This is a genomic window from Burkholderia sp. AU30198 (assembly GCF_020419825.1).
Taxonomy (GTDB): Bacteria; Pseudomonadota; Gammaproteobacteria; order Burkholderiales; family Burkholderiaceae; genus Burkholderia.
This window is the reverse complement of record NZ_JAIZSA010000002.1, coordinates 26,131-47,542: the sequence shown is the minus strand read 5'-3', so window position 1 is coordinate 47,542 and position 21,412 is coordinate 26,131. Positions and strand designations below refer to the sequence as shown.

24 protein-coding genes are annotated in these 21,412 nt (G+C 67.7%); 20 read left to right on the top strand and 4 right to left on the bottom strand.

The window, feature by feature from the left end:
• Positions 1 to 19 precede the first annotated feature (19 nt).
• Entirely contained in the window at positions 20 to 1,015 is a 996-nt protein-coding gene (gspK, locus tag LGN19_RS05690; protein ID WP_122949556.1) for a type II secretion system minor pseudopilin GspK, read from the bottom strand.
• A gap of 33 nt (positions 1,016 to 1,048) precedes the next feature.
• A complete protein-coding gene (locus LGN19_RS05685) occupies positions 1,049 to 1,615 on the bottom strand; it encodes a hypothetical protein (protein ID WP_174956301.1) in 567 nt (188 codons plus the stop codon).
• Positions 1,616 to 2,214: 599 nt separating this feature from the next.
• Between LGN19_RS05685 and LGN19_RS05680 the strand changes: the two genes are divergently transcribed.
• From LGN19_RS05680 to LGN19_RS05605, 16 genes are all read left to right on the top strand, one after another.
• The gene (locus LGN19_RS05680; RefSeq protein ID WP_174956300.1) at positions 2,215 to 2,463 is read left to right on the top strand and encodes a hypothetical protein; all 249 of its coding nucleotides are present in this window, start codon (positions 2,215 to 2,217) and stop codon (positions 2,461 to 2,463) included.
• Positions 2,432 to 4,084 (top strand): ShlB/FhaC/HecB family hemolysin secretion/activation protein, encoded by a 1,653-nt coding sequence (locus LGN19_RS05675; RefSeq protein WP_226213550.1) that lies wholly within the window; start codon positions 2,432 to 2,434, stop codon positions 4,082 to 4,084. Before LGN19_RS05680 ends, LGN19_RS05675 begins: the two co-directional genes overlap by 32 nt.
• A gap of 67 nt (positions 4,085 to 4,151) precedes the next feature.
• Complete coding sequence (locus tag LGN19_RS05670; protein WP_226213549.1) at positions 4,152 to 5,957, top strand: DUF2341 domain-containing protein; 1,806 nt, start codon at positions 4,152 to 4,154, stop codon at positions 5,955 to 5,957.
• A gap of 18 nt (positions 5,958 to 5,975) precedes the next feature.
• The gene (locus LGN19_RS05665) at positions 5,976 to 6,386 is read left to right on the top strand and encodes an ExbD/TolR family protein (RefSeq protein ID WP_043177386.1); all 411 of its coding nucleotides are present in this window, start codon (positions 5,976 to 5,978) and stop codon (positions 6,384 to 6,386) included.
• A 4-nt stretch (positions 6,387 to 6,390) separates the two neighbouring features.
• Positions 6,391 to 7,089 (top strand): TonB family protein, encoded by a 699-nt coding sequence (locus LGN19_RS05660; RefSeq protein WP_319000623.1) that lies wholly within the window; start codon positions 6,391 to 6,393, stop codon positions 7,087 to 7,089.
• Between the two features lie 92 nt (positions 7,090 to 7,181).
• The gene (locus LGN19_RS05655; RefSeq protein ID WP_226213547.1) at positions 7,182 to 8,993 is read left to right on the top strand and encodes a putative porin; all 1,812 of its coding nucleotides are present in this window, start codon (positions 7,182 to 7,184) and stop codon (positions 8,991 to 8,993) included.
• A gap of 12 nt (positions 8,994 to 9,005) precedes the next feature.
• Positions 9,006 to 9,689, top strand: a complete 684-nt coding sequence (locus tag LGN19_RS05650; RefSeq protein WP_122947462.1) for a hypothetical protein — start codon at positions 9,006 to 9,008, stop codon at positions 9,687 to 9,689.
• 59 nt (positions 9,690 to 9,748) lie between these two features.
• Entirely contained in the window at positions 9,749 to 10,345 is a 597-nt protein-coding gene (locus LGN19_RS05645) for a YbjN domain-containing protein (protein ID WP_226213546.1), read from the top strand.
• Positions 10,342 to 10,785, top strand: coding sequence for a hypothetical protein (locus LGN19_RS05640; RefSeq protein WP_226213545.1), 444 nt, complete (start codon positions 10,342 to 10,344; stop codon positions 10,783 to 10,785). Before LGN19_RS05645 ends, LGN19_RS05640 begins: the two co-directional genes overlap by 4 nt.
• 44 nt (positions 10,786 to 10,829) lie before the next feature.
• Positions 10,830 to 11,720 carry a peptidylprolyl isomerase gene (locus LGN19_RS05635; protein ID WP_226213544.1) on the top strand — a complete coding sequence of 297 codons (891 nt, stop codon included), beginning with the start codon at positions 10,830 to 10,832 and terminating at the stop codon, positions 11,718 to 11,720.
• Positions 11,721 to 11,728: 8 nt separating this feature from the next.
• Positions 11,729 to 12,559: a hypothetical protein gene (locus LGN19_RS05630; protein WP_226213543.1), complete on the top strand. Its 831-nt coding sequence runs from the start codon at positions 11,729 to 11,731 to the stop codon at positions 12,557 to 12,559.
• Positions 12,560 to 12,605: 46 nt separating this feature from the next.
• Positions 12,606 to 12,989, top strand: a complete 384-nt coding sequence (locus LGN19_RS05625; protein WP_226213542.1) for a hypothetical protein — start codon at positions 12,606 to 12,608, stop codon at positions 12,987 to 12,989.
• Between the two features lie 76 nt (positions 12,990 to 13,065).
• Positions 13,066 to 14,517 (top strand): Do family serine endopeptidase, encoded by a 1,452-nt coding sequence (locus LGN19_RS05620; protein ID WP_226213541.1) that lies wholly within the window; start codon positions 13,066 to 13,068, stop codon positions 14,515 to 14,517.
• 64 nt (positions 14,518 to 14,581) lie between these two features.
• A complete protein-coding gene (locus LGN19_RS05615) occupies positions 14,582 to 15,064 on the top strand; it encodes a YbaB/EbfC family DNA-binding protein (RefSeq protein WP_226213540.1) in 483 nt (160 codons plus the stop codon).
• A 101-nt stretch (positions 15,065 to 15,165) separates the two neighbouring features.
• Positions 15,166 to 15,645 carry a type 6 secretion system effector deamidase TecA gene (gene tecA / locus LGN19_RS05610; RefSeq protein ID WP_174956288.1) on the top strand — a complete coding sequence of 160 codons (480 nt, stop codon included), beginning with the start codon at positions 15,166 to 15,168 and terminating at the stop codon, positions 15,643 to 15,645.
• Between the two features lie 299 nt (positions 15,646 to 15,944).
• Positions 15,945 to 16,838, top strand: a complete 894-nt coding sequence (locus LGN19_RS05605; protein ID WP_226213539.1) for an IclR family transcriptional regulator — start codon at positions 15,945 to 15,947, stop codon at positions 16,836 to 16,838.
• Positions 16,839 to 16,884: 46 nt separating this feature from the next.
• Here LGN19_RS05605 and LGN19_RS05600 read toward each other — a convergent pair whose 3' ends face one another.
• Positions 16,885 to 17,187 carry a DUF1330 domain-containing protein gene (locus LGN19_RS05600; protein WP_226213538.1) on the bottom strand — a complete coding sequence of 101 codons (303 nt, stop codon included), beginning with the start codon at positions 17,185 to 17,187 and terminating at the stop codon, positions 16,885 to 16,887.
• 149 nt (positions 17,188 to 17,336) lie between these two features.
• Entirely contained in the window at positions 17,337 to 18,416 is a 1,080-nt protein-coding gene (locus LGN19_RS05595; protein ID WP_226213537.1) for a porin, read from the bottom strand.
• Positions 18,417 to 18,860: 444 nt separating this feature from the next.
• Between LGN19_RS05595 and LGN19_RS05590 the strand changes: the two genes are divergently transcribed.
• The 4 genes from LGN19_RS05590 to LGN19_RS05575 are packed head-to-tail and all read left to right on the top strand — an operon-like array spanning position 18,861 to position 21,383.
• Positions 18,861 to 19,178, top strand: a complete 318-nt coding sequence (locus LGN19_RS05590; protein WP_006758060.1) for a non-heme iron oxygenase ferredoxin subunit — start codon at positions 18,861 to 18,863, stop codon at positions 19,176 to 19,178.
• 1 nt (position 19,179) lies between these two features.
• Complete coding sequence (locus LGN19_RS05585; RefSeq protein WP_043177351.1) at positions 19,180 to 19,491, top strand: recombinase-like helix-turn-helix domain-containing protein; 312 nt, start codon at positions 19,180 to 19,182, stop codon at positions 19,489 to 19,491.
• 52 nt (positions 19,492 to 19,543) lie between these two features.
• A complete protein-coding gene (locus tag LGN19_RS05580) occupies positions 19,544 to 20,620 on the top strand; it encodes an aromatic ring-hydroxylating oxygenase subunit alpha (protein WP_039344090.1) in 1,077 nt (358 codons plus the stop codon).
• Positions 20,613 to 21,383 carry an SDR family oxidoreductase gene (locus LGN19_RS05575; protein WP_226213536.1) on the top strand — a complete coding sequence of 257 codons (771 nt, stop codon included), beginning with the start codon at positions 20,613 to 20,615 and terminating at the stop codon, positions 21,381 to 21,383. The genes LGN19_RS05580 and LGN19_RS05575 overlap by 8 nt, the downstream gene beginning before the upstream one ends.
• The last annotated feature ends 29 nt before the right edge of the window (positions 21,384 to 21,412 follow it).

Here is a 21,412-nt window from a genome sequence, read left to right as displayed (position 1 = left end):
CGGCGCCCAGGCGCCGCGTTCAACTCGTCAGCCGATGAACCCAGATCACCGACGTCCACGTGAAATTGCCGCTGCCGTAGCGCGCGATCAGTGTGTCGACGCGTGCGTTGATGCGCGCCGAATGCACGCGGCAATGCACGATGAAGTAGAGGCTGTTGACGCCGACCGTCGAGCCGTCCGGCAGCGTCGGATTGCCGCCGCGCGCAGGCAGCAGGTACTCGGCGATGTCGCCGGTGCTGACGAAGTACGCGGTGCCGCGCCGGTCGACGAGCCGCTTGGCCTGGCTGGCCGACAGTGTCGGAATCGCGGCGACAAGCACGGGCTCGGCAGCGGTATTCGCGTTGACGGTGGTCAGGTCCGGCAGGATCGTCGTGAACGGCGCCAGCGTCTCGATCGCATGTGCGTCGTAGCCGGGAATGCGGGCGAGATCGCCGATCGACACGAGTTGCAGCGGCCAGCCGTCGGGGCCGTTCGTGTCGCGCAGCGAACGCAGCATGTAGTCGGCCGTCTGCTGCGCGAGCGCGGGATCGAGCGATAGCTGGCTCAGCAGCCGCCGGTACGCGAGTACGCCTTCACCGTTGGCCTGCCACGGCTTGCCGGGTGCGATGCGCGTGACGAGGTTCGTCAGGTTGAAGCGCGCCTGCGCATCTTCGACATGGCCGGAGATCCATGCACGGGACAGCTCCGCATTGACCGCCGCGGCGTCGGGCGGCAGCAGGTCGGCGAGCTGCACGTCGGCGGCCGGCGACGACCACGGCTGGCCGACGAACGTGACGTTCGACGTCGCGTTCTGTGCGCGCAGCGTCGCACGCGCCCATTCGACCGCTGCGCGTTCGACCCACATCGTCTGCGTCGCAAGCCGCTGGTTCTCCACGTCGCGCGTCGCGACCTGCTGGCGCCACAGCACGCTCGCCGCGAGCGTCGCCGCCAGCGCGACGACGAGCAGCACCGTGACGATCGCGATGCCGCGTTCGCGCCGCGGCCGCGCGCTCCCGGACTTTCCGTATCGATGCATTCGCATGCTCCTGCAAGGGCGGCGTGACGGCGCTCAGTCTACGAACGCCAGCCACGCATGGGCGATGCTCGCATGCGCAGATGACGTGACGCCGAACATCGCGGTGAGTCCGGCCACCCAGAACGCGAGCGTCGCCGGGTGCGTACCGTTGGTCGTCAGCGCCAGCGGGCCGACCAGCGATGCGATCGCATGCGAGCGCCACAGCAGCAACACGAACAGCGCACAGCCGACTGCCATTGCGACGAAGAACAGGTAGAGCGCGACCGTCGAGCGCCGCGTGAACGGCGTGCGGTGATGGCGCTGGTTCGCGGCGACGATCGCCGCCCCGTTCGCGACCGGCACGATCGCCATCGCGAGCATCCAGAACAGCGGCTGGTCGCTCGACGCGTCGATCAGCAGCAGCGTGCCGATCGTCCAGATCGGCGGCGCAAGCAACGTGAGCGCGATCCACGACAGCAGGTGCCAGACCAGCCAGGGCGAGCGCCAGCGCAACGCGCGGCGCGGCGCGGCAAAGGCGGCAGGCGGCAGCCGGCCCGCGGTCGCGGCATGGCCGGACAGGCGTTCGGCGAGCCACCGTACGAACATCGTCGCGAATGACATGGAGGGATCCGGTCGTTGACGTTTTTACCCAATAGCTAGGACGAAGCGGACGGCCGCAAACCGCAGGATTTCTCGCGGCCGGGACGCTCGTCGCGGCGCCGCATCGCGCATGCGGTGCGCGGAAACGGTCTCGTGCGCGTCTCGTGCATATCTTCAGCGGAATGTCACAAAAACTTCCCGGTTGAAACCTGAGGATTGTCGAGCCGCACGCAGGGGGAGGGTGACGCGCCTCGCGCGCAGCCTTCGGGGCGGCAACACGTTTGCCGATGCTCGCGCGAGCACGCGGTGCCCGGAAGCCTTGGCAGCCACGGCAGACGATACGTACACGAAACGGGGGCCACGCACATTCCTGCGCAATGCGCCGCGCGATTCGCGCCGGCGCTCGTTGCGCGCGCCTTGCAGGCCGCACGCTGGCGGCCGTGTCCTGCTCCCGGCGTCGAGTCGGACGGCCAGTCGGACGGCCCGCGAAAAAAAGTTTGCGGCAATGCGCGACCCGTTCCGTCTAGGTAGGTGAGAGTGGCGACTCGTGCGACGCACACGATGGTCGTTGCCGATCGGCGCAGCAGTGCCGATGTGTCGGCAGGCAGTCGATCGCGACGATGCGTGACGAAGGTTGCGGGTTTTCCGGAGTCGCTTCGTCCTTTCCGATAGATGCGGTTGAACGCACCGGGTACGGAAATCGGGAAATGCATTGCGTAGATCATGCTAAGGATGACGAACAAATCGTCATCAAAGTGAAACAGGCATTTGATAGCGGAGCGAACGGCTGGCGCGGTGCGCAACGCTTCGATCCGGAACAACAAAGGGGAATGGCGCATGCCGCCGAGAGTAGACCGCAAGTCACGTGAACGATGGCGGCTGAACTGCCGATGCCTGGCTGGTGTCGTGCTGGCCGGAGGGCTGGGCCTCGCGCCGGGCGTTCATGCGCAGGAAGCCGCGCCGGCTGCGAAGGCGGCACCGGCCACGCCGCAGTCGTTCGACGTGAATGCCTTCGTGGTGCGCGGCAACACGACGTTGCCGACGCTCGAGATCGAGAAGGCCGTGTATCCGTTCGAAGGGCCGGGCCGCACGCTCGCCGACGTGAACGCGGCACGTGACGCGTTGCAGAAGGTGTACCAGGATCGCGGCTACCAGTCGGTCGTCGTCGAGCTGCCGCAGCAGCAGGTGAAGAACGGCGTGATCCTGCTGCAGGTGACCGAGGCGAAGGTCGGCCGCTTGCGCGTCGACGGCGCGAAATACAACTCGCCGCAGAACATCCGCGATGCGGTGCCCGCGCTGGCCGAGGGCCAGGTGCCCGATTTCAACCAGGCGCAGCAACAGCTTACCGACCTGAACCGCTCGGCGGACCGGCAGGTGATTCCGATCCTCAAGCCGGGCGCGCTGCCGCAGACGGTCGACGTCGACCTGAAGGTCGACGATCACAGCCCGCTGCATGGTTCGCTCGAACTGAACAACGACCAAAGCCCCGGCACGTCGACACTGCGCACGACCGCGAACCTCAGCTACTCGAATCTCTGGCAGCTCGGCCACGTGATCTCCGGTACCTACGTGCTCGCGCCGCAGCATCCGAACGATGCGCGTGTCTACGCGTTCTCGTATCTCGCGCCGATCAAGGATTCGCGCTGGAGCTTCCTCGCGACGGTCGTGCATTCGGACAGCAACGTCGCGTCGGTCGCGAACACCAACGTGCTCGGCAAGGGCACCACGTACGGCTTCACCGCGATCTATTCGCTGCCGGCAACGGATACCTACGCGCACTCGGTCAGCGTCGAGATCGACCGCAAGCACTTCGACGAAAACGTATCGATGCCGGGCCAGGCGAGCTCGACGGCACCGCTCACGTACGTGCCGGTGACGCTGTCGTACAACGGGCAGCTGAGCCTGAAGAACTCGCAGACGTCGTTTGCCGCGTCGGTGACGACCAACATCCGCGGCCTCGGCAGCGACTGGGGTGCATGGGACAACAAGCGCTACAACGCGACGCCCGATTTCGTGTACGGCAAGTTCGACGTCAACCACACGCAGCGCTTCGCGAACGACATGCAGGCCAACGCGCACGTGAACGCGCAGATCTCGAACTCGCCGCTCGTGTCGAGCGAGCAGTTCGCCGCGGGCGGGATGAACAGTGTGCGCGGCTACATGCAGGCCGAGGACACGGCCGACAGCGGCGTGATCGCATCGGTCGAATTGCGCAGCCCGTCGCTCGCGAAGTGGCTCGGCGGGGCGGTCGGCAGCCGCGTGAACGAGTGGCGCTTCCACGCATTCTTCGACGCGGCGCACCTGTGGCTGCTGAGCCCGCTGCCGGAGCAGACGTCGCGCTTCAACCTGATGAGTGTCGGCGTCGGCACACGGGTACAGATCATGAAGTATGCGAGCGCGGATTTCGAGGCCGGTTGGCCGTTGAAGGCGGGTGTCTATACGCGGCAGTACAGCCCGCGATTCGATTTCTACGTAAGGCTGGGTTTCTGACGGATTTTTTTTGATCGTGCCGGGGCGATGCGACGAGCGCGGCGCCCGCACATTCGGGGAGTGGATCGTGAAGCGAGTCTTGTTTTTCCTGTTGGCGGTGATGCTCGGCGTGCTGCCCGGCATCGCGAACGCATGGTGGCAGAACGACTGGTCGTACCGGAAGGCGATCACGATCGACGCGAGCGCGAAAGGCGCGAACCTCGCGGAATCGGCCGGCCGTGTGCCGCTGCTGATCCGCCTGCACTCGGGCAACTTCCAGTTCGACGGGCTGGCCGACAACGGCGCGGACATCCGTTTCGTCGCTGCCGACGACAAGACGCCGCTGAACTACCACATCGAGCAATACGATCCGGTGCTCGGCGTCGCGCTGATCTGGGTCGATATCCCGAAGATGCCGGCCGGCGCCGCGGAGTCGATCTGGATGTACTACGGCAACAAGAAGGCGCCTGACGGCAGCAAGCCGGCCGAGACGTTCGATGCCGACTACACGCTCGTGTACCACTTCAACGGCGCGGCGGGTGCACCGCCGAAGGACCTGACCGCATACGGCAACCATGCGCAGAACGCGTCGTTCCAGACGGTCGAGGACGGCATCGTCGGCAAGGGTGCGCGGTTCGACGGCAACGGGTCGCTGACGTTGCCGGCGAGCCCGTCGCTGAATGTGCCGGCCGGTGGCAGCTTCACGTTCAGCGCGTGGGTGAAGCCGTCGGCGCTCACGCCGAACACGCTGCTGTACAGCCGTCGCGACGGCGCGAACGCGCTGCTGATCGGCCTCGACAACGGCGTGCCGTTCGCGGAAGTCCAGGGCGCTGCCAATAATCCGGCACCTGTACGCACGCCGGCCGCATCGCCGGTCGCCGCGAACCAGTGGACGTATCTCGCGGTCACGGCCGACGGCAAGAATCTCACCGTCTACGTGAACGGCAAGCAGGCCGCGCAGGTCGCGGCGACGCTGCCTGCGCTGAACAGCGTCGCAACGGTCGGCGCGGACACCACCGGCGCACCGGTGGGCTTCGCCGGTTACGCAGGCGCGCTCGACGAACTGCGCCTGTCGAAGATCGCGCGCTCGCCGGCCGTGATCGCGGTCGACACGCTCGCGCAGGGCTCGGAATCGAAGCTCGTCGCATACGGTGCAGACGAGAAGCAGTCGGGCTTCGGCTTCGGCTACTTCGGCGTGATCGTGCAGTCGGTGACCGTCGACGCGTGGGTCGTGATCACGATCCTGCTCGGCATGGCGCTCGTGTCGTGGGTCGTGATGTGGACGAAGGCGCGCTACGTCGGCACCGTCGACAAGGCGAACCAGTATTTCGTGCAGCGTTTCCGCGAAGTGGCCGGGCGCCACCTGGTCGGCCTCGCGCATGTCGACGAAGCGAGCGCCGACGGCCGCCGCCTGTACCAGTCGTCGCTGTACCGGCTGTACAAGGCCGGCGTGCATGAAATCCACAGCCGCGTGGACGATAACGGCCGCACGGTGATCACGTCGGAATCGATCGAGGCGATCCGCGCGTCGATGGACGCGACGCTCGTGCGCGAAAACCAGAAGCTGTCGAAGTCGATGGTGCTGCTGACGATCGCGATCTCGGGCGGCCCGTTCCTCGGGCTGCTCGGCACGGTGGTCGGCGTGATGATCACGTTCGCGGCGATCGCCGCGGCCGGCGACGTGAACGTGAACGCGATCGCACCGGGTATCGCGGCCGCGCTGCTCGCGACGGTCACGGGCCTGTTCGTCGCGATCCCCGCGCTGTTTGGCTACAACTACCTGCTGATCCGCAACAAGAACGTGACCGCGAACATGCAGGTGTTCGTCGACGAATTCGTCACGCGCCTCGCCGAAGCGCACCGCGCACCGGATCACGCGGTGCTGGCCGACTGACCCACGCAGGAGACCACCATGCAGGTTCAGGACGACGACAAGCCGTACGACGACATCAACATCACGCCGATGCTCGACCTCGCGTACGTGCTGCTGATCATCTTCATCATCATGACGACCGCGTCGGTGCAGGGCATCAAGGTCGATCTGCCGAAGGCGAGCTCGTCCGCGAGCCTCGCGAAGCCGAAGACGAAGGCGATCACGGTGGCCGATTCGGGGCAGGTGTTCCTCGACGCGTACCCGGTGACGATGGACGAGCTCGAGAGCCGGCTGCGCACCGAGAAGGCGACCAATCCGGAGTTTCCGATCGTGTTGAAGGGCGACGCGGGCGTGCAGTACCAGAAGGTGATGGACGTGCTCGACCTGTTGCGCCGCCTCGATCTGTCGCAGGTCGGTCTTGTGACCGGCAAGGCGAAGCAGGGCGGCTGACGCGATGGAAATGACCTACAACGGCGGCCCGCCGGACAAGGGCCCCGGCCGCTACGTGAAGCCTGTCGCGATCGCGCTGGTGCTCGCCGGCGTGGCCGCGCTGATCTGGCATTTCGCGGGCGACACGGCGGGCGTGAAGCGCGTGAGCGCGCCGCAGGTGACGACGGTGATTCCGTTGCCGCCGCCCCCGCCGCCGCCGAAACAGAAGCCGCCGCCCGAGAAGGTGAAGGAAGAGGTCAAGACGCCGGTCGACCGGCCGACGATCGCGCCGAAGCCGTCCGAGGCGCCGAAGCCGTCGGACAACCAGCCGAAGCAGATGACGATGAATGCCGATGCGCAGGCGGGCGCCGACAACTTCGGCATCGGCGCGGGCGACGGGTCCGGCATGCTCGGCAGCGGCGGGGGTGGCAAGTTCGGCAACGCGAGCTATGCGCAATACATGGTGTACGTGCTGCAGCGCGCGATCGAGCAGGACAAGGGCGTGCAGGAAGCCGGCGGCGCGCGGTTCGCGGGCAGCCTGAACCTGTGGATGGATACGTCGGGACGGATCACGAAGGTGACGGTCGCGCAGTCCACCGGCGACGCGAAGATCGATGCGGCCGTCGTCGCGGCGGTCGAAGCGCTCGGCCGGGTCGACGAGGTGCCGCCGCCCGCGACTTCGTATCCGGTGCTCGTCAAGCTTCAGGGGCGCAAGCCGGCATGACGATGCGTGCGCGAAACGACGAAAGAATCATGGGGTGGCGCCGTCGCACGGATGCTGCCGGAAAAGAAACGAAAATTGTTCGGAGTACTTCGATGATTGGCAAGATGAACGGACGGGGTGGGGTGCCCCGCAACGGCGCGCTGCCCGCGCGCCTGTCGCGCGTCGGCGCGGCGGTGCTGACGCTCGGGCTGGCCTGCGCGTCAGCCGCGCACGGGCAGTCGCTCGAGGCGCAGGCAGCATCGGGGAAGGCCGCGCCGACCGAGAGCGTGGTGATCAACCTGATCAACCTGCTCGTGAAGCGCGGCGTGCTCACGCAGCAGAACGCGAACCAGCTGATCAGCGAGGCGCGCACCGAGGCCGTGCAGGCGAGGTCGGCCCGCGCATCGGGCGCGCCGGTCGTGGCAGGCGGCGTGGTCAACCCGCCGACGCAGCCGGGCGATGTCGCGGTGCCGTACGTGCCGCAGCTCGTGCGCGACCAGATCCGCGACCAGGTGAAGCAGGAAGTGATCGCGCAGGCGAAGGCCGAGAACTGGGCGCAGCCGAACACGTTCCCCGACTGGGTGTCGCGCATCAAGCTCGACGGCGACCTGCGTGTGCGCGACGAGTATCACTTCTATGGCGGCCGTAACACGAACGGCGTGACGAACTTCGCGGCGATCAACCAGGGCGGCGGGTTCGACGTCAACCAGAATACGAACAACACGCAGATTCCCACGCAGAACACGCGGGAGAACCGCAACAACCTGCTGCGCTACCGCGCGCGGCTCGGCGTGACGGCGACGTTGTCCGACGAGATGATCGCCGGCATCCAGCTCGCGAGCGGAAACGACAACGGGCCCGTGTCGACCACGGCCACCGCGGGCGGCGGCTTCGCGAAGAAGAACATCTGGCTGAACAAGGCGTTCTTCGCGTACAAGCCGACGTCGTGGCTGAACCTGACGGCCGGCCGTTTCGACAACCCGTTCTTCAAGTCGGACCTGGTGTTCTCCGACGACCTGATGATGGACGGGCTCGCCGCGAACCTGCGCCATGCGCTGCCGTGGAACCCGGACGTCACGCTGTTCGGCACGCTCGGCGTGTTCCCGATCCAGTACACGAGCGAGAACTTCCCGTCGAACAGCACCGAGAAGGCCGGCAGCGACACGAAGTGGATGTTCGGCGCGCAGTTCGGCGCCGACTGGAAGATCGATGCGAAGAACCGGCTGCGCGGCGCGGTCGCGTACTACGACTTCCAGAACATGCGCGGCACGCTGTCGTCGCCGTGCGCGCTCTATGCCGGCGCGACGAGCTGCAGCACCGACAACGAGGCGCCGGCATTCATGCAGGGCGGCAACACGCTGATCGCGCTGCGCAACATCGTGCAGAACCCGAACCTCGCACCGGGGATGACGCCGCAGCCGCAGCTGTTCGGCCTGGCCTACAACTACCGGCTGCTCGACCTGAAGGCACAGTGGGACACGGTGGTGGCCGATCGCTTCAAGCTGCGTCTCGACGGCGAATACGTGCGCAACCTCGCGTACAACGACAACAAGGCGTTCGCGGCGGCGTCGCTGCCGGTCAACAACTACGATTCGACGTCGCTGAATGCGACGCGCGCCGACTACCGCAGCGGCCCGAACGGCTTCCTCGCGAAGGCGACGTTCGGCGAGCCGGAGCCGCGCGAGAAGGGCCAGTGGAACTTCTCGATCGCGTACAAGTACCTGCAGCCGGACGCCGTGCTCGACGCGTTCAACGATCCCGACTTCCATCTCGGCGGCACCAACGCACGCGGCTACGTGCTCGGCGCGGCGTATGCGGTCGCACGCGATACATGGGTGTCGGCCCGTTACCTGAGCTCGAAGGAAGTGTACGGGCCGCCGGTATCGATCGACGTGCTGCAGATCGAGCTCAATGCTCGCTTCTGACCGGAGCCGCGGATGAACACGATCACTCGCACGATGTTCGCGGCCGGCGTGGCCGGTACGCTGCTGCTTGCGGCCGGCGGCGCGCACGCGCAGAGCATCGAGGACAAGCTGCGCAGCCAGTTGCGCTCGACCGTGCAGGAGCTGCGCCAGTTGCAGGACAACCAGGCGCAGTTGCAAAGCGACAAGGTGGCGGCCGAGAAGCAGCGCGACGACGCGCTCGCGCAACTGAAGGCGATGCAGGGGCAACTGGCGGCCGCGCGCGGCGACTCTGGCGCCGAAGCGGCAGCGAAGCGCGCGCTCGCGCAGGAGCGGGCGGGCCGCGAGCAGGACGCGAAGTCGCTCGCGAAATACAAGTCGTCCTACGAGGACTTGCTCACCGTGTCGCGCGCCCGCGATACGCAGCACACGCAACTGCAGAAGGACGTGGCGGCGCGTGACACGCAACTGAAAACCTGCCAGGCACACAATGCCGAACTGTATCGCGTGGGGCACGAGATTCTCGACGCATACGAGCATGTCGGGATCGGCTCGCTGTTCTCGTCGCGCCAGCCGTTCGCGCAGTCGGCCCGCGTGAAGTACGACGATATCGCGCAACGCTACGGCGATGCGCTGTACGCGGGCAAGTACGACCCGGCTGCGCGGCCCGTTGCCGCCACGCCGGCACCGGCGTCGGCCGCTGCGGCGAACCCACAGTGAGCATGTGGCCAGCAGCCGGGATGGAACCGATCGATTCGTTGAATACGGGGAACACAGACATGCAAGACAAGCAACCGAACGCCGGCGACGAACGCGCGGCACACGATTCGCCGATCGAAGCGATCAGCGCCGACCGTCTCGCCGACGTGCTGCGCCGCGCGGGCTACCGCGTGACGGCGGCCGAACAGAACGGCGCGGTGCAACTGATGAGCGCGAGCCAGGGCATCGGCTTCGCGGTGCGTTTCGGCAACCCGGCCGCCGTGCTCGCGCCGCAGGGGCCCGACGCATCGCCCGCCGCGCTGCTGTTCATCGACTACACGCTGTCGTGCGTGCTGCAGGTGCAGGGTGAATTGCCGGTCGAACTCGTCGCGGACTGGAACCGGACCAAGCGCTTCGCGCGTCTCGCGAGCCACGGGCCGTTTCTTGCGCTGGAGATGGACGTGGTCGTCGCGGGCGGCGTGTCGGAGCGCTACCTGCGCTCGACGATCGAGCTGTGGGATCGCCTGGTCCAGGAGTTCCTGCTGCACCTGCGCAACCGTCCTGCGATGGCCGAGCAGGAAGCGGCAGCGCGTGCGGTGGCGGCAGGCGATCCGGCCACCGGGTCGGCCGTCGAGGCGGCAACGGCAGTCGCCGGGCTCGAGGCTGCCGCGCAGTGACGCTCGTCGCGAGCTGGCGTGCCGGCGGCCGGATTGGTGCTGCGCTGCGAGCGCTGCTGCCCGGCCGTGCGCGGCACGACGCGGATGCGATCGCCGCCGGCGACGCACCCGCCGCGTGGGGCGTGTATGCACGGCGCATCGCGCAGTGGCTGCAGGCGACGCTCGACGACGACGACGCTGCGGTGTGCCGCCTGCGCGCCGGCCTCGAGCGCTGGGCCGGTGAGCTTGCCGATGCCGGCGACGACGGTGCCGTGCTGCCGGTGCGTGCGTGGCTCGACCGGTACGGGCACGTGACGCGCATCGACAGCGGTGCGGCCGGGCAACCTGAGCTCGACGCGGCGCTGCACGCCGCACTCGTCGGCCGGGCAGTCGGCGCGGCGCCGCCACGCGGGATGGCGCAGCCGCTCGTCCTGCGCATGACGCTGACGGACGCGCGCTGATGCAGCGTCCGCATTTCAAGAGCAATCGAGAGGGCAGTCGAACGATGATGACGAAGATGAAGATGCTGGCGATCGTGGCAGGCAGTCTCGTGCTGGGCGTGCCGCTCGTTGCGCACGCACAGGACGACGTGATCGCGAATGCCGCGCAGGCGTCGGTCACGCAGGCCGATATCGCGGGGCTGTTGAAGGCGGTGAGCCCCGAAGGGCGCGAACGTCTCGCGGCCGATCCCGCGGCGCTGGACCAGGTCGTGCGTTCGACGCTGGCGCAGAAGGCCGTGCTGGCCGAGGCGAAATCGAAGGGCTGGGACAAGCAGGCGCAGGTGCAGGCGGCTGTCGAGCAGGCACAGCGCGATATCGTCGTACGCAGCTATCTGGCGTCGGTGAATGCGCCGCCGGCCGACTATCCGTCGGACGCGGAGCTCCAGTCCGCGTATGACAAGAACCGCGCGGCGTTTACCGCGCCGCGCGCATTGCACGTCGCGCAGATCTATATCGCGGTGCCGCCGAACGCGGATGCCGCGACGCTGGACAAGGCGCGCAAGCAGGCGGCCGATCTCGCGAACCGCGCTCGCGGCGGCGATTTTGCGGCGCTTGCAAAGGCGAACTCGCAGGACCAGGCGAGCGCCGCGAACGGGGGCGATCTCGGTTTCGTGCCCGATCAACTGATGGTGCCGGCGGTCCGGCAGGCGGCCGACGCGCTGAAGCCAGGCCAGGTCTCCGCGCCGATCCAGACGCCGGCCGGCTTTCATGTCGTGAAGCTGATCGACATCCGGGCGGCCGCGCCGCGCCCGCTGGCCGACGTGAAGGAGCAATTGCGCGCGATGCTGCGTGCGCAGCGCACCCAGCAGAACGCGCAGGCGTATCTCGCCAAGCTCGCCGCGAACGCGCCGATCAACGAAGACGCGCTGAAGAAAGCGCTCGCGTCTGCCCGGTAGGCTCGCTCATGGCAATCGTCCGTTCGACACCGCGCGTCGACGTGCCCGACGCGCGCACGCCGGGGCGACGCCGCCCGGCCGCGGCCGCCGACCGCCCGCGCATGCCGAAGGCCAACCCGTGGCCGGGCCGGCCCGGCGAGTGGCCCACGCATTGCCCGCTGTGCTTCGGCGCGCTGGAGCCGTTGCCCGGTGCGGGCGGCTACGCGCGGCACCGGAGCGCGCGGTGTTCCGCGCAGTGCGTGCTCACGACGCGCCAGTATCAGCCGGACGAACTGACGATTCGCGGCTCGCGCGACGTGCAGGTCGCCGCCCGGCATCGCGAGCGCTTCGTCGCACAGTGGGCGCGCCATTACGCGCTGATGCGGCGGGCGTGGCCCGCGCTCACGATCGGCCGCTTTATCGCGGTGGTCGCCTGTGTCGACGTCGCGGATCTCTGGTCGTACCGGATGTTGCGCGACGACGATCTGGCGGCCGTCCTGCTCGTGCTGGCCGGCTTCCTGCGTGTGCCGGACGCGCCGGGCACCGATGCGCCGGGCGCCGACACGCGCACGCCGACGGTGCGCTGGGTGCGGTTCTGGTTCGACGCGAGCGTGCGCGACGTCGGCGATCTGTGGACGGCCGGCAGCGGCACGCCGCCGCTGTTTCGCGTCGACTATCGCGAACCGCTCGTCACGCCGTATCCGACCGGCGCGCAGGTGCATGCGTGGCAGCCGGTCGACGATATGCGCGACGCCTGGGCGCAACAGGGCGATGCGCAAGAGCCTGCCGTCGAAGCGGCCGATTGCGCGGCATTCGCGCGTTTCCTGGCACGCGCGTCGGCGCCGGGCACGCACCTGTGATGGCGGCCGCGAGGGCGCAATGGCGCCATTTCTGAAGGAGACGCGCATGAAGATGCGACGAAGCGGAATCGCGGCGATCGTCTGCCTGCTGCTGGCAGCCGGTGCGCACGCGCAGGGTGGGCGCGCAGCGGCGAGTGCGGCCGAGCCCGCGCCGGCCAGCCCGGGCTCGGCCGCGAAGCCCGTGTGTGTCGATGCGGAAGTCGACGGCAAGCGCGCGCTGTCGTACGACTGCCTGAGCCAGCAACTGAAGCCGAAGGCCGACCCGCAGGCGGGGGCATCGCAAACGGATTCGGAGCGGCTGTCGAAGCAGCCGTCGAACCGTCTCGGCACGTTCAACCTGTCGACCGAGCGGAACCGTTTCGGCTCGAACTGGGGCCGGTCGGTGACGCCGCAGCGGCCCGATGCGCCGGTGGCGGTGCCGCCGAAGTAAGGCATGCGGGTGAGCGTGGGGCGCAGGTATCGATGAGCCGGCTGCGTTCCGGCGCGAACTGACGAGGAGCAGCGACATGACGGCGGGCAAGCACACGAACCGGGCGGCGATGCTGCGGGCGATGGCCGGCGGGCTGGCGTTCGCCTGCGCGTGCGGGTGCGCTTGTTCAACGGCAACGGCCGCCGAGCGGCCCGCGCAGCCGGGTGCCGCATCATCGACGCCAACGCCAACGCCAACGCCAACCGTCGCGCTGCCGAATTTCGCCGCGCTGGTGCGGCGCGTCGGCCCGGCCGTCGTCAACATCAGCGTCACGCGCGAAGTCACGCAGATGGGCATCCAGTTGCCGCCCGGCATCGCGCCCGATCATCCGCTCGCGCCGTTTCTTGCGCGGCGCGTGATCGGCAACCGCGAGGAAGTGAGCCTCGGCTCCGGCTTCATCGTCAGTGCCGACGGCGTGATCCTGACCAACCGGCACGTGGTCGGCGACGCCGTTGCGATCGACGTGAAGCTGACGGACAAGCGGCAGTTCAAGGGCCGCGTGATCGGCAGCGATCCGGTATCCGACGTCGCGGTGATCCGCATCGACGCGCACAACCTGCCGGTCGTCGCGACCGGCGATCCGGCGCGCACCGAAGTAGGCGACTGGGTGATGGCGATCGGGTCGCCGTACGGGTTCGCGAACACGGTCACGCAGGGCATCGTCAGCGCGAAATCGCGCTCGTTGCCCGGCGAGCGGGCGATCCCGTTCATCCAGACCGACGTGCCGATCAACCCCGGCAATTCAGGCGGCCCGCTGTTCGACCTCGGCGGCCGCGTGATCGCGATCAACTCGATGATCTTCTCGAAGACGGGCGGTTATCAGGGGCTCGCGTTCGCGATCCCGATCGACATCGCGCTCGACGTGAAGGACCAGTTGCTGCGGACCGGCAAGGTCACGCGCGGCCGGCTCGGCGTGGCCGTGCAGGAAGTCAGCCAGGCGCTCGCGCGTTCGTTCGGCCTCGCGAGCCCGGACGGCGCGCTGATCACCGTGGTCGAGCCGGATGGCCCGGCCGCGCACGCGGGCCTGCAGCCGGGCGACGTCGTGCTCGCGGTCGACGGCAAGCCGGTCGCCGAATCGTCGGACCTGCTCGGCACCGTTGCGGGCATGCGGGCCGGGCGGCAGACCGACCTGCTGGTGTGGCGGGCGGGCCGGGCGATGCACGTGAGCGCGACGGTGGGCGCATTTGACAGCGGCACGGCGTCGGCGGCTGGCGAGCAAGGGCCCGCGCGGTTCGGGCTCGCGCTGCGCGCGGCGACGGAGCAGGAGCGCCAGCGGCTCGGTGTCAGCCAGGCGCTCGTCGTCGAGCAGGCGAGCGGTCAGGCCGCCCGCGCGGGGTTGCAGCCCGGCGACATCGTGCTGTCGGTCAACGGCACGCCGGTCGCGAACATCGGCGCGTTGATGACCGAGATCGACGCCGCGCACGGCAACGTCGCGCTGCTCGTCCAGCGTGGCGGCACGCGGCTGTATGTGCCGATCGAGATCGGCTGAGGGTTGCAGGACGAGCGGACGACGCAACGCAGCACGACCGTGCATCGTCGAAACGGGAGGCGGGATGAAGCGAATACAGCAGTGGGGCGTATCGGGAGGGTGGCGGGCGATCGTCGTCGCGTGGGTGCTGGCCGTAGGTGCCGTATCGGCGGCCGTTGCACAGACGGCCGACGTGCCGCAGGCGTGGATCCGCTATGGACAGCTCGCCGGGCAGCAGTTCCAGACGTGGCTCGAAGCGGACGGCGATGCGGCCGACCGTCTGCACCGCTATCTCGAGGCGCGCGTGCTGAATGCGAGCGCCGATGCGCCGCCGCCCGCGATCGTCGTGCGCGCATGGATCGGCGCGAACGGCGCCGTCAGGCGGGTCGAATTCGCGTCGCTCGGCGACACCGACGCGGATGCGACGCTGCGGCAACTGCTCACGGCCGGCCCGCTGGCGGAGCCGCCGCCGCCCGACATGCTGCAGCCGTTGCGCGTTCGCCTGCGGCTCGCACCGAACCCCGATGCGGCTGCTGCCGCGCCGGCTTCGGCGGCGCGCATGCCGTGACGCGCGGGGCCGTGCGCGGAGGCGGCCGGATATCGTAATAAGATATGAGGTTATTGCGTTGGCGGGACGATGACGTCCTTCTTCTTCACAAGGAGCCTCCCATGCAACTGAGCCAGTTAGGCGGGCATGTCGCCCAGTCCGGTGTCGGCGAACGGCAGAAGCACGCCCAGGCGCTGATGTTCGGCATGGCCGACATCAACGAGTATGTGTCCGGCGGCGTCTGCTATGACGCCGCGGCCTATGTCCGGTATCTGCTGCGCGGCGACGCGATGATCGCGCCCGGTGCGCTGCTCGACACGATCGGCCAGCACTGGCGGGCCCGGTTCAACTTCGAGACCGGTGGTGAATGGGACGGGCGCGCGAGCATTCCGGCGGGAACCGCGGTCGGCTTCTCGCGGGCCGGTACGGTCTTTCATGCTGCGATCGCCGTCGGTGGCAGCCGGATCCGTGCCATCAACGGGGGCCGTCTGGGCAGCGGATGGATGTATGCGGTCGACCTGGCACGCGTGCTCGAGCCGGACGCGGCCGGCGGCTTCACGTATGACCGCGCGAACATCCGGGTTCACCTGTCGCGCCTGTAGGCCCTGCGCCGGCGGCCCCGCCGGCCGCCATGCGTCGGCCCCGTCGGCCGCCATGCGTCGGCCGCGCGCCGCGCACACGGCCGGCGTGCCGCCGTCCGGCGATTTCCGCATGGCGTCGCGCTGTCCATCGCTGCTATCCTCTCGACCGTGAATGACTATACGTGGGGCCGTGGATGCGCATGCTGCGCCGCGGCGATGCGCGCGGGTGCGACCCTGCGTGCGCGCTGAGGTAGCATGGCCGCCCGTCCACGACGATCCATGACCTGTTTCGTGACTGATTTCCTTCCGTCCATGTCCACATGGCCAAGACAACGATGAGCGGCGCGCCCGAATCCGCGGCGCCCGGCGACGACGAATCGTCCGGCGGCGGTTCGTCCTATCTGGTGCCGGGGCTCGAACGCGGGCTGCGGATTCTCGCCGAATTCTCCGCGCGCGAGCCCGTGCTCGGCGCGCCCGAATTGTCGAAGCGCATCGGCATTCCGCGCACGACCACGTTCCGCCTGCTGCAGACGCTTGAAGCGCTCGGTTTCCTCGAGCGCGTGAACGGCGACCGCTATTTCCGGCTCGGCGTCGGCGTGCTGCGGCTCGGCTTCGAATATCTGAATTCGCTCGAACTGACCGATCTCGGCACCCCGGTGCTCGAACGGCTGCGCGACGCGACCGGCCTGTCGACGCACCTGCTGATCCGCGACCAGCGCGACGTCGTGTTCGTCGCGAAGGCGCAGAGCAATACGTCGATGTTCGGTTCGGTGAAGGTGCACGTCGGCACGCGCCTGCCCGCACATGCCACCGTGCACGGCCACGTGTTGATGGGCGACCTGACGCGCGACGCGCTGCGCCAGCTCTATCCGGAAAAGCGGCTCGAGCAGTTCACCGAGCGCACGCCGGGCACCGTCGACGAACTGTACGAACGCGTGCGCCATTACGCGCGGCTCGGCTACGCGGTGAGCGAGGCGGCATTCGAGAGCGGCATTTCGGCTGTGACCGCACCCGTACGCGACCATTCGGGCTCGATCGTCTCGGCGATTACCGCGACGGTGCCGCGCTCGGAGATCGGCGAGGCCCGCGAGAAGGAACGGCTCGTCGAAGCCGTATGCGGCGCGGCGGTCGACCTGTCACAGCGGCTGAACTATCGTCCGCTCGAAAGCGACCCGACGTTCGCGCACGCGCGCCACAAGGTCGCGATGTTCTGAGTGTTCCGCTCTGCGGGGCCGGCGCGTGGCCATGCCGCCGCCGGGCTCACGCGCTCGACGCGGGCAGGCCGTGCACGAGCAGCGCGAGCGTATCCGCGCCCGCGTGGCGATCCTCGGAAATCTCCCGGTACTCGGGCGACTCGATGAACCGGCGCGCCGACGCGTCGTCGGCAAACGACATCAGCACCACCTTGTTGCGGTCCCAATTGCCTTCGAGCGCCACCGGCGCGTCGTCGGCCGCGAGCAGGCGGCCGTCGAAGCGGCGGAATACCTCCATGAAGCGGGCCTGATACCGGTCGTATGCGTCGCGATGCGTGAAGCGAAGTTGCGCCAGCAAATAGACGGCCACGGTCGTCTCCGTTCGTCGGGGTCCGGTGATGCTACCCGTTGTCGGCGCGACGCGTGCGACGGCATCTGCACATGGCATGCGTGAACGAAGAAGAGCGGCCCGCGGGCCGCTCTTGTCGTTTCAGGCGCTGAACGCCTGCCACCGTTCGTTCAGAACGAGTGGTGGATGCCGGTGAGCACGATCACCTGGTTCGCGGTGCTCGACACGCCTGCCGTGAAGAACGCGGCCTGCGCACCGCCCGAACCGTGTTCAACCAGCACGTTCGCATACAGCTGCGTGCGCTTCGACAGCGAATAGATGTCGCCGAGCTCGACCTGCGTCCAGCGGCGGCCGGCCAGCGTCGTGGTCGCCGCGCCGCCCGCGATCGTGTTGAACGCGCTGCTGCGGTAGTTCACGCCTGCGTCGTAGCTCTGGAACGTATCCGAAAAGCCGTTCGACTGCATCTTCGTGCGCGTGTACAGGCCATGCACGAGGAAGTCGCCAAACTGGTAGGACGCGCCCGCGCCGATGTTCTCCACCTTGCTGGCGGTATAGCCGGTCGCGGTGTTCTGCCCCTGGAACGACGTGATGCCGGTCGTGCTGATCAGGATCGCGCGGTCGTGCTCGTTCGAGTACACGGCCGACGCCTTGAACGGCCCGTTCGCGTAGTTCAGCGCGACGCCGACCGACTTGCCGGTCGAGAAGTTCGTCGTGTTGCCGAGCGCCATCGTCGCGGCGGCCGAGAAGCCCGCGAAGGTCGGCGAGCGGTACTTTACCGCGTTGTTGTACGGCACGTTGCCGGTCGCGGCGAGCCCGTCGATGTTGCCGGGGTGGAACGCGTACCAGCTCATCGCGAGGTAGGCCGTGCTGAGCGGATCGAGATAGTCGAACGACAGCGGCGTCTGGCGGCCGAGCGTCAGCGTGCCGTAGCGTTCCGAGCTGAGGCCGACGAATGCCGCGCGGTTCCAGATCGTGTTCGCGGTCGCGAACTGGCCGTTGTTCGTATAGAAGCCGTTTTCGAGCTGGAAGATCGCCGACAGGCCGTCGCCGAGGTCTTCCTTGCCTTTCAGGCCCCACCGGTCGGGCTGCGTATTGCCCTGGATCATCGCCCACTTCGCATGGCCGCCGACGTTGTTCACGTACGCGACACCCGCATCCATGCTGCCGTACAGCATCACGCTGCTTTGCGCCCACGCGCCCGACGCGGCGCCCAATCCGATCACCGCCGCTGCTACCGCATGCTTGACCATTTGATCTCCTGAATCTCCAACCTGATGAAAACGTGCCGTGGCGGCATGCGCAGGAACGGCCGGCCGTCGCGCGTTTTCGCCATCGGGCGGGCATTTTTATGTTCCATATAAGGAACAATGTGCCTCTGATGGAATGGAGTATAGAGGCGTCAAGCTCCGTATCAAAAATAATTTTTTCGGGACGGATGGGTTTCCGGCCGATGCCCGGCGTCGCTGCGCGAAGCCCGCGTAAACCCGGTAAATACCCGTCATATAACAAAAAATTTCATTTAATGAGATGGGTGTACGTGATCGCCGACCCGACGGTCAGTGTTTTCCCTAGGGCGTACACCTTTTTGTTTTACTCGTGGAAAGTCACTCCTATAATCACCATCCATAAACTGTTGTTCCGGGTATGGAACAAATCGGAACCAACCGAGAGTCGATCAGAAGGAAGGGTGTGAGATGTCTGAACAATGGGTTTGCGCCGGACACGCCGGCGCGCTGTCGGAAGACACGCCGATCGAGTTCAAGCGGACCGACGGCGTCGAGATCGGGATCTATCGCGTCGGCGACGAGGTGTACGCACTCGAGAACGTGTGCCCGCATGCGTACGCGCTGCTGACGCAGGGGTTCGTCGACGAAGGCACGGTCGAATGCCCGCTGCACGAGGCCGTGTTCGACATCAAGACGGGCGAATGCCTGAAGGGTCCGGGCGGACGCGCACTGAAGCAGTACGCGGTGCGTCTCGCCGGCGAGGAAATCCAGATCAAGGTGGAATGACATGAAAGAAGCGACCGTCAACTTCAATCCCTTCCTGAAGCCGTGGGTGGCGCCTCAGCCGAACAACGTCGCGGGCAAGGGGCAGATCGAGATCCCCGGCCAGGTCGAGAACCAGGTCTGGCAGAACCGCAAGGCCGCACCGACCCAATACGAAAACGACCTCGGCGATGCGCTCGAACGCGTGTTCGAAGCCGGCGCGATCGAGCTGGACGACGTCGTCGCGGGCCTGAACCGCATCGGCTTCCGCGCGCCGGACGGCACGGCGTGGACCGCCGAGCGCTTCCGCGCCGAAATGGCCGCGCTGGCGGAATGAGCGCTTGAGCGCTGATCGCCGACCCGACGACAACCGCATCCGGAGCACACTGATGACGTCCCCCGAACAACACGCAGCACAACACGACCCGGTCCGTGCCTATCTCGACCGCGGCATCAAGAACTACTGGTATCCCGTCGCGCCGAGCTGGCAGGTGTCGAATGCGCCTGTCGGCCTCACGCGCCTGTCCGAGCAGATCGTGCTGTGGCGCGATCATGACGGCAAGGTCCACGCGCTCGAAGATCGCTGCCCGCACCGCGGCGCGCGCCTGTCGCTCGGCTGGAACCTCGGCGGCAACATCGCCTGCTGGTATCACGGCATCGAAGTCGACGGCGGCGGCACGGTCAACCGTGTGCCGGCCGTGTCGAACTGTCCGCTCGAAGGCACGAAGTGCGTGAAGTCGTATCCGGTCGAAGAGAAGGCCGGCGCGATCTTCCTGTGGTTCGGCGACGAAGCGCACGGCGAGCCGGCGCCGCTGAACCTGCCCGAGGAACTGGTCGACGACGCGTACGGCCACTTCCTGTGCGTGTCGAACTGGAAGTGCAATTACCAGTACGCGATCGACAACGTGATGGACCCGATGCACGGCGCGTACCTGCATGCCACCTCGCACTCGATGGCCGAAGGCGACAAGCAGGCCGACATGCGCGTGCGCAAGACGGAAACGGGCCTGATGTTCGAGAAGATCGGCCAGCGCGACGTGAACTTCGACTGGGTCGAGCTCGGCGAAACGGGCTGCCTGTGGATGCGCCTCGCGATTCCGTACAAGCAGAAGTTCGGCCCGGGAGGCAACTTCGGGATCATCGGCTTCGCGACGCCGGTCGACGGCGACAACTGCCAGGTCTATTTCTGGCGCACCCGCAAGGTCAGCGGCTGGCAGCGCGACGTGTGGCGCTTCATGTACCGCAACCGCCTCGAGGGCCTGCACTGGGACGTGCTCGAGCAGGACCGCTACGTCCTCGAAAGCCTCGCGCCGAATGCGCGCGATCACGAATACCTGTACCAGCACGACGTCGGCATGACGCGCGTGCGCCGGATGCTGCGCACGCGTGCGCAGGAGCATCTTTCCGCGCTCGACGCGCATCGCGCGGCGCAGGCGCAGGCCGCATCGGAGCCGGCAAATGGCTGAGCGCGCTCCGGTCGTGTCGCTCGCGGGGCGCCGCGTGCTCGTCACGGGCGGCGCGCGCGGGCTCGGCGCGGCGTTCGTGATGGCGCTCGTCGAAGCGGGCGCGCAGGTCGCATTCGGCGACGTGCTGGCCGACGACGGCCGTGCGCTTGCCGCGCAACTCTCGGAAGCGGGCCACGTCGCGCATTTCTTCGCACTCGATCTCGCCGATCCGGCGAGCGTCACGGCATTCGTCGCGCAGGGCGCAGCGGCGCTCGGCGGTATCGATGCGCTGATCAACAACGCGGCGATCACGAACTCGGGCGGCAAGCTGTCGACCGAGCTCGACGTGTCGACGTGGGACGCCGTGATGAACGTGAACGTGCGTGGCGTGTGGCTCGTCAGCAATGCGGCGCTGCCGTACCTCGCGCAGTCGGGCCGCGGCGCGATCGTGAACCTCGCGTCGGACACCGCGCTGTGGGGCGCGCCGAAGCTGCTCGCATACGTCGCGAGCAAGGGCGCGGTGATCGCGATGACGCATGCGCAGGCACGCGAGTTCGGCGCGCACGGCGTGACGGTCAACGCGATCGCGCCGGGGCTCACCGAAGTCGAGGCGACCGCCTACGTGCCGGCCGAGCGCCACGCGTTCTACATGCAGGGCCGCGCGCTGACACGCGCGCAGGTGCCCGACGACGTGACGGGCCCGGTGCTGTTCCTGCTATCGGACGGCGCGCGCTTCGTGACGGGTCAATTGCTGCCGGTGAACGGCGGCTTCGTGATGAATTGATTGAATTGAAGTTTTCACTCTGATGAAGG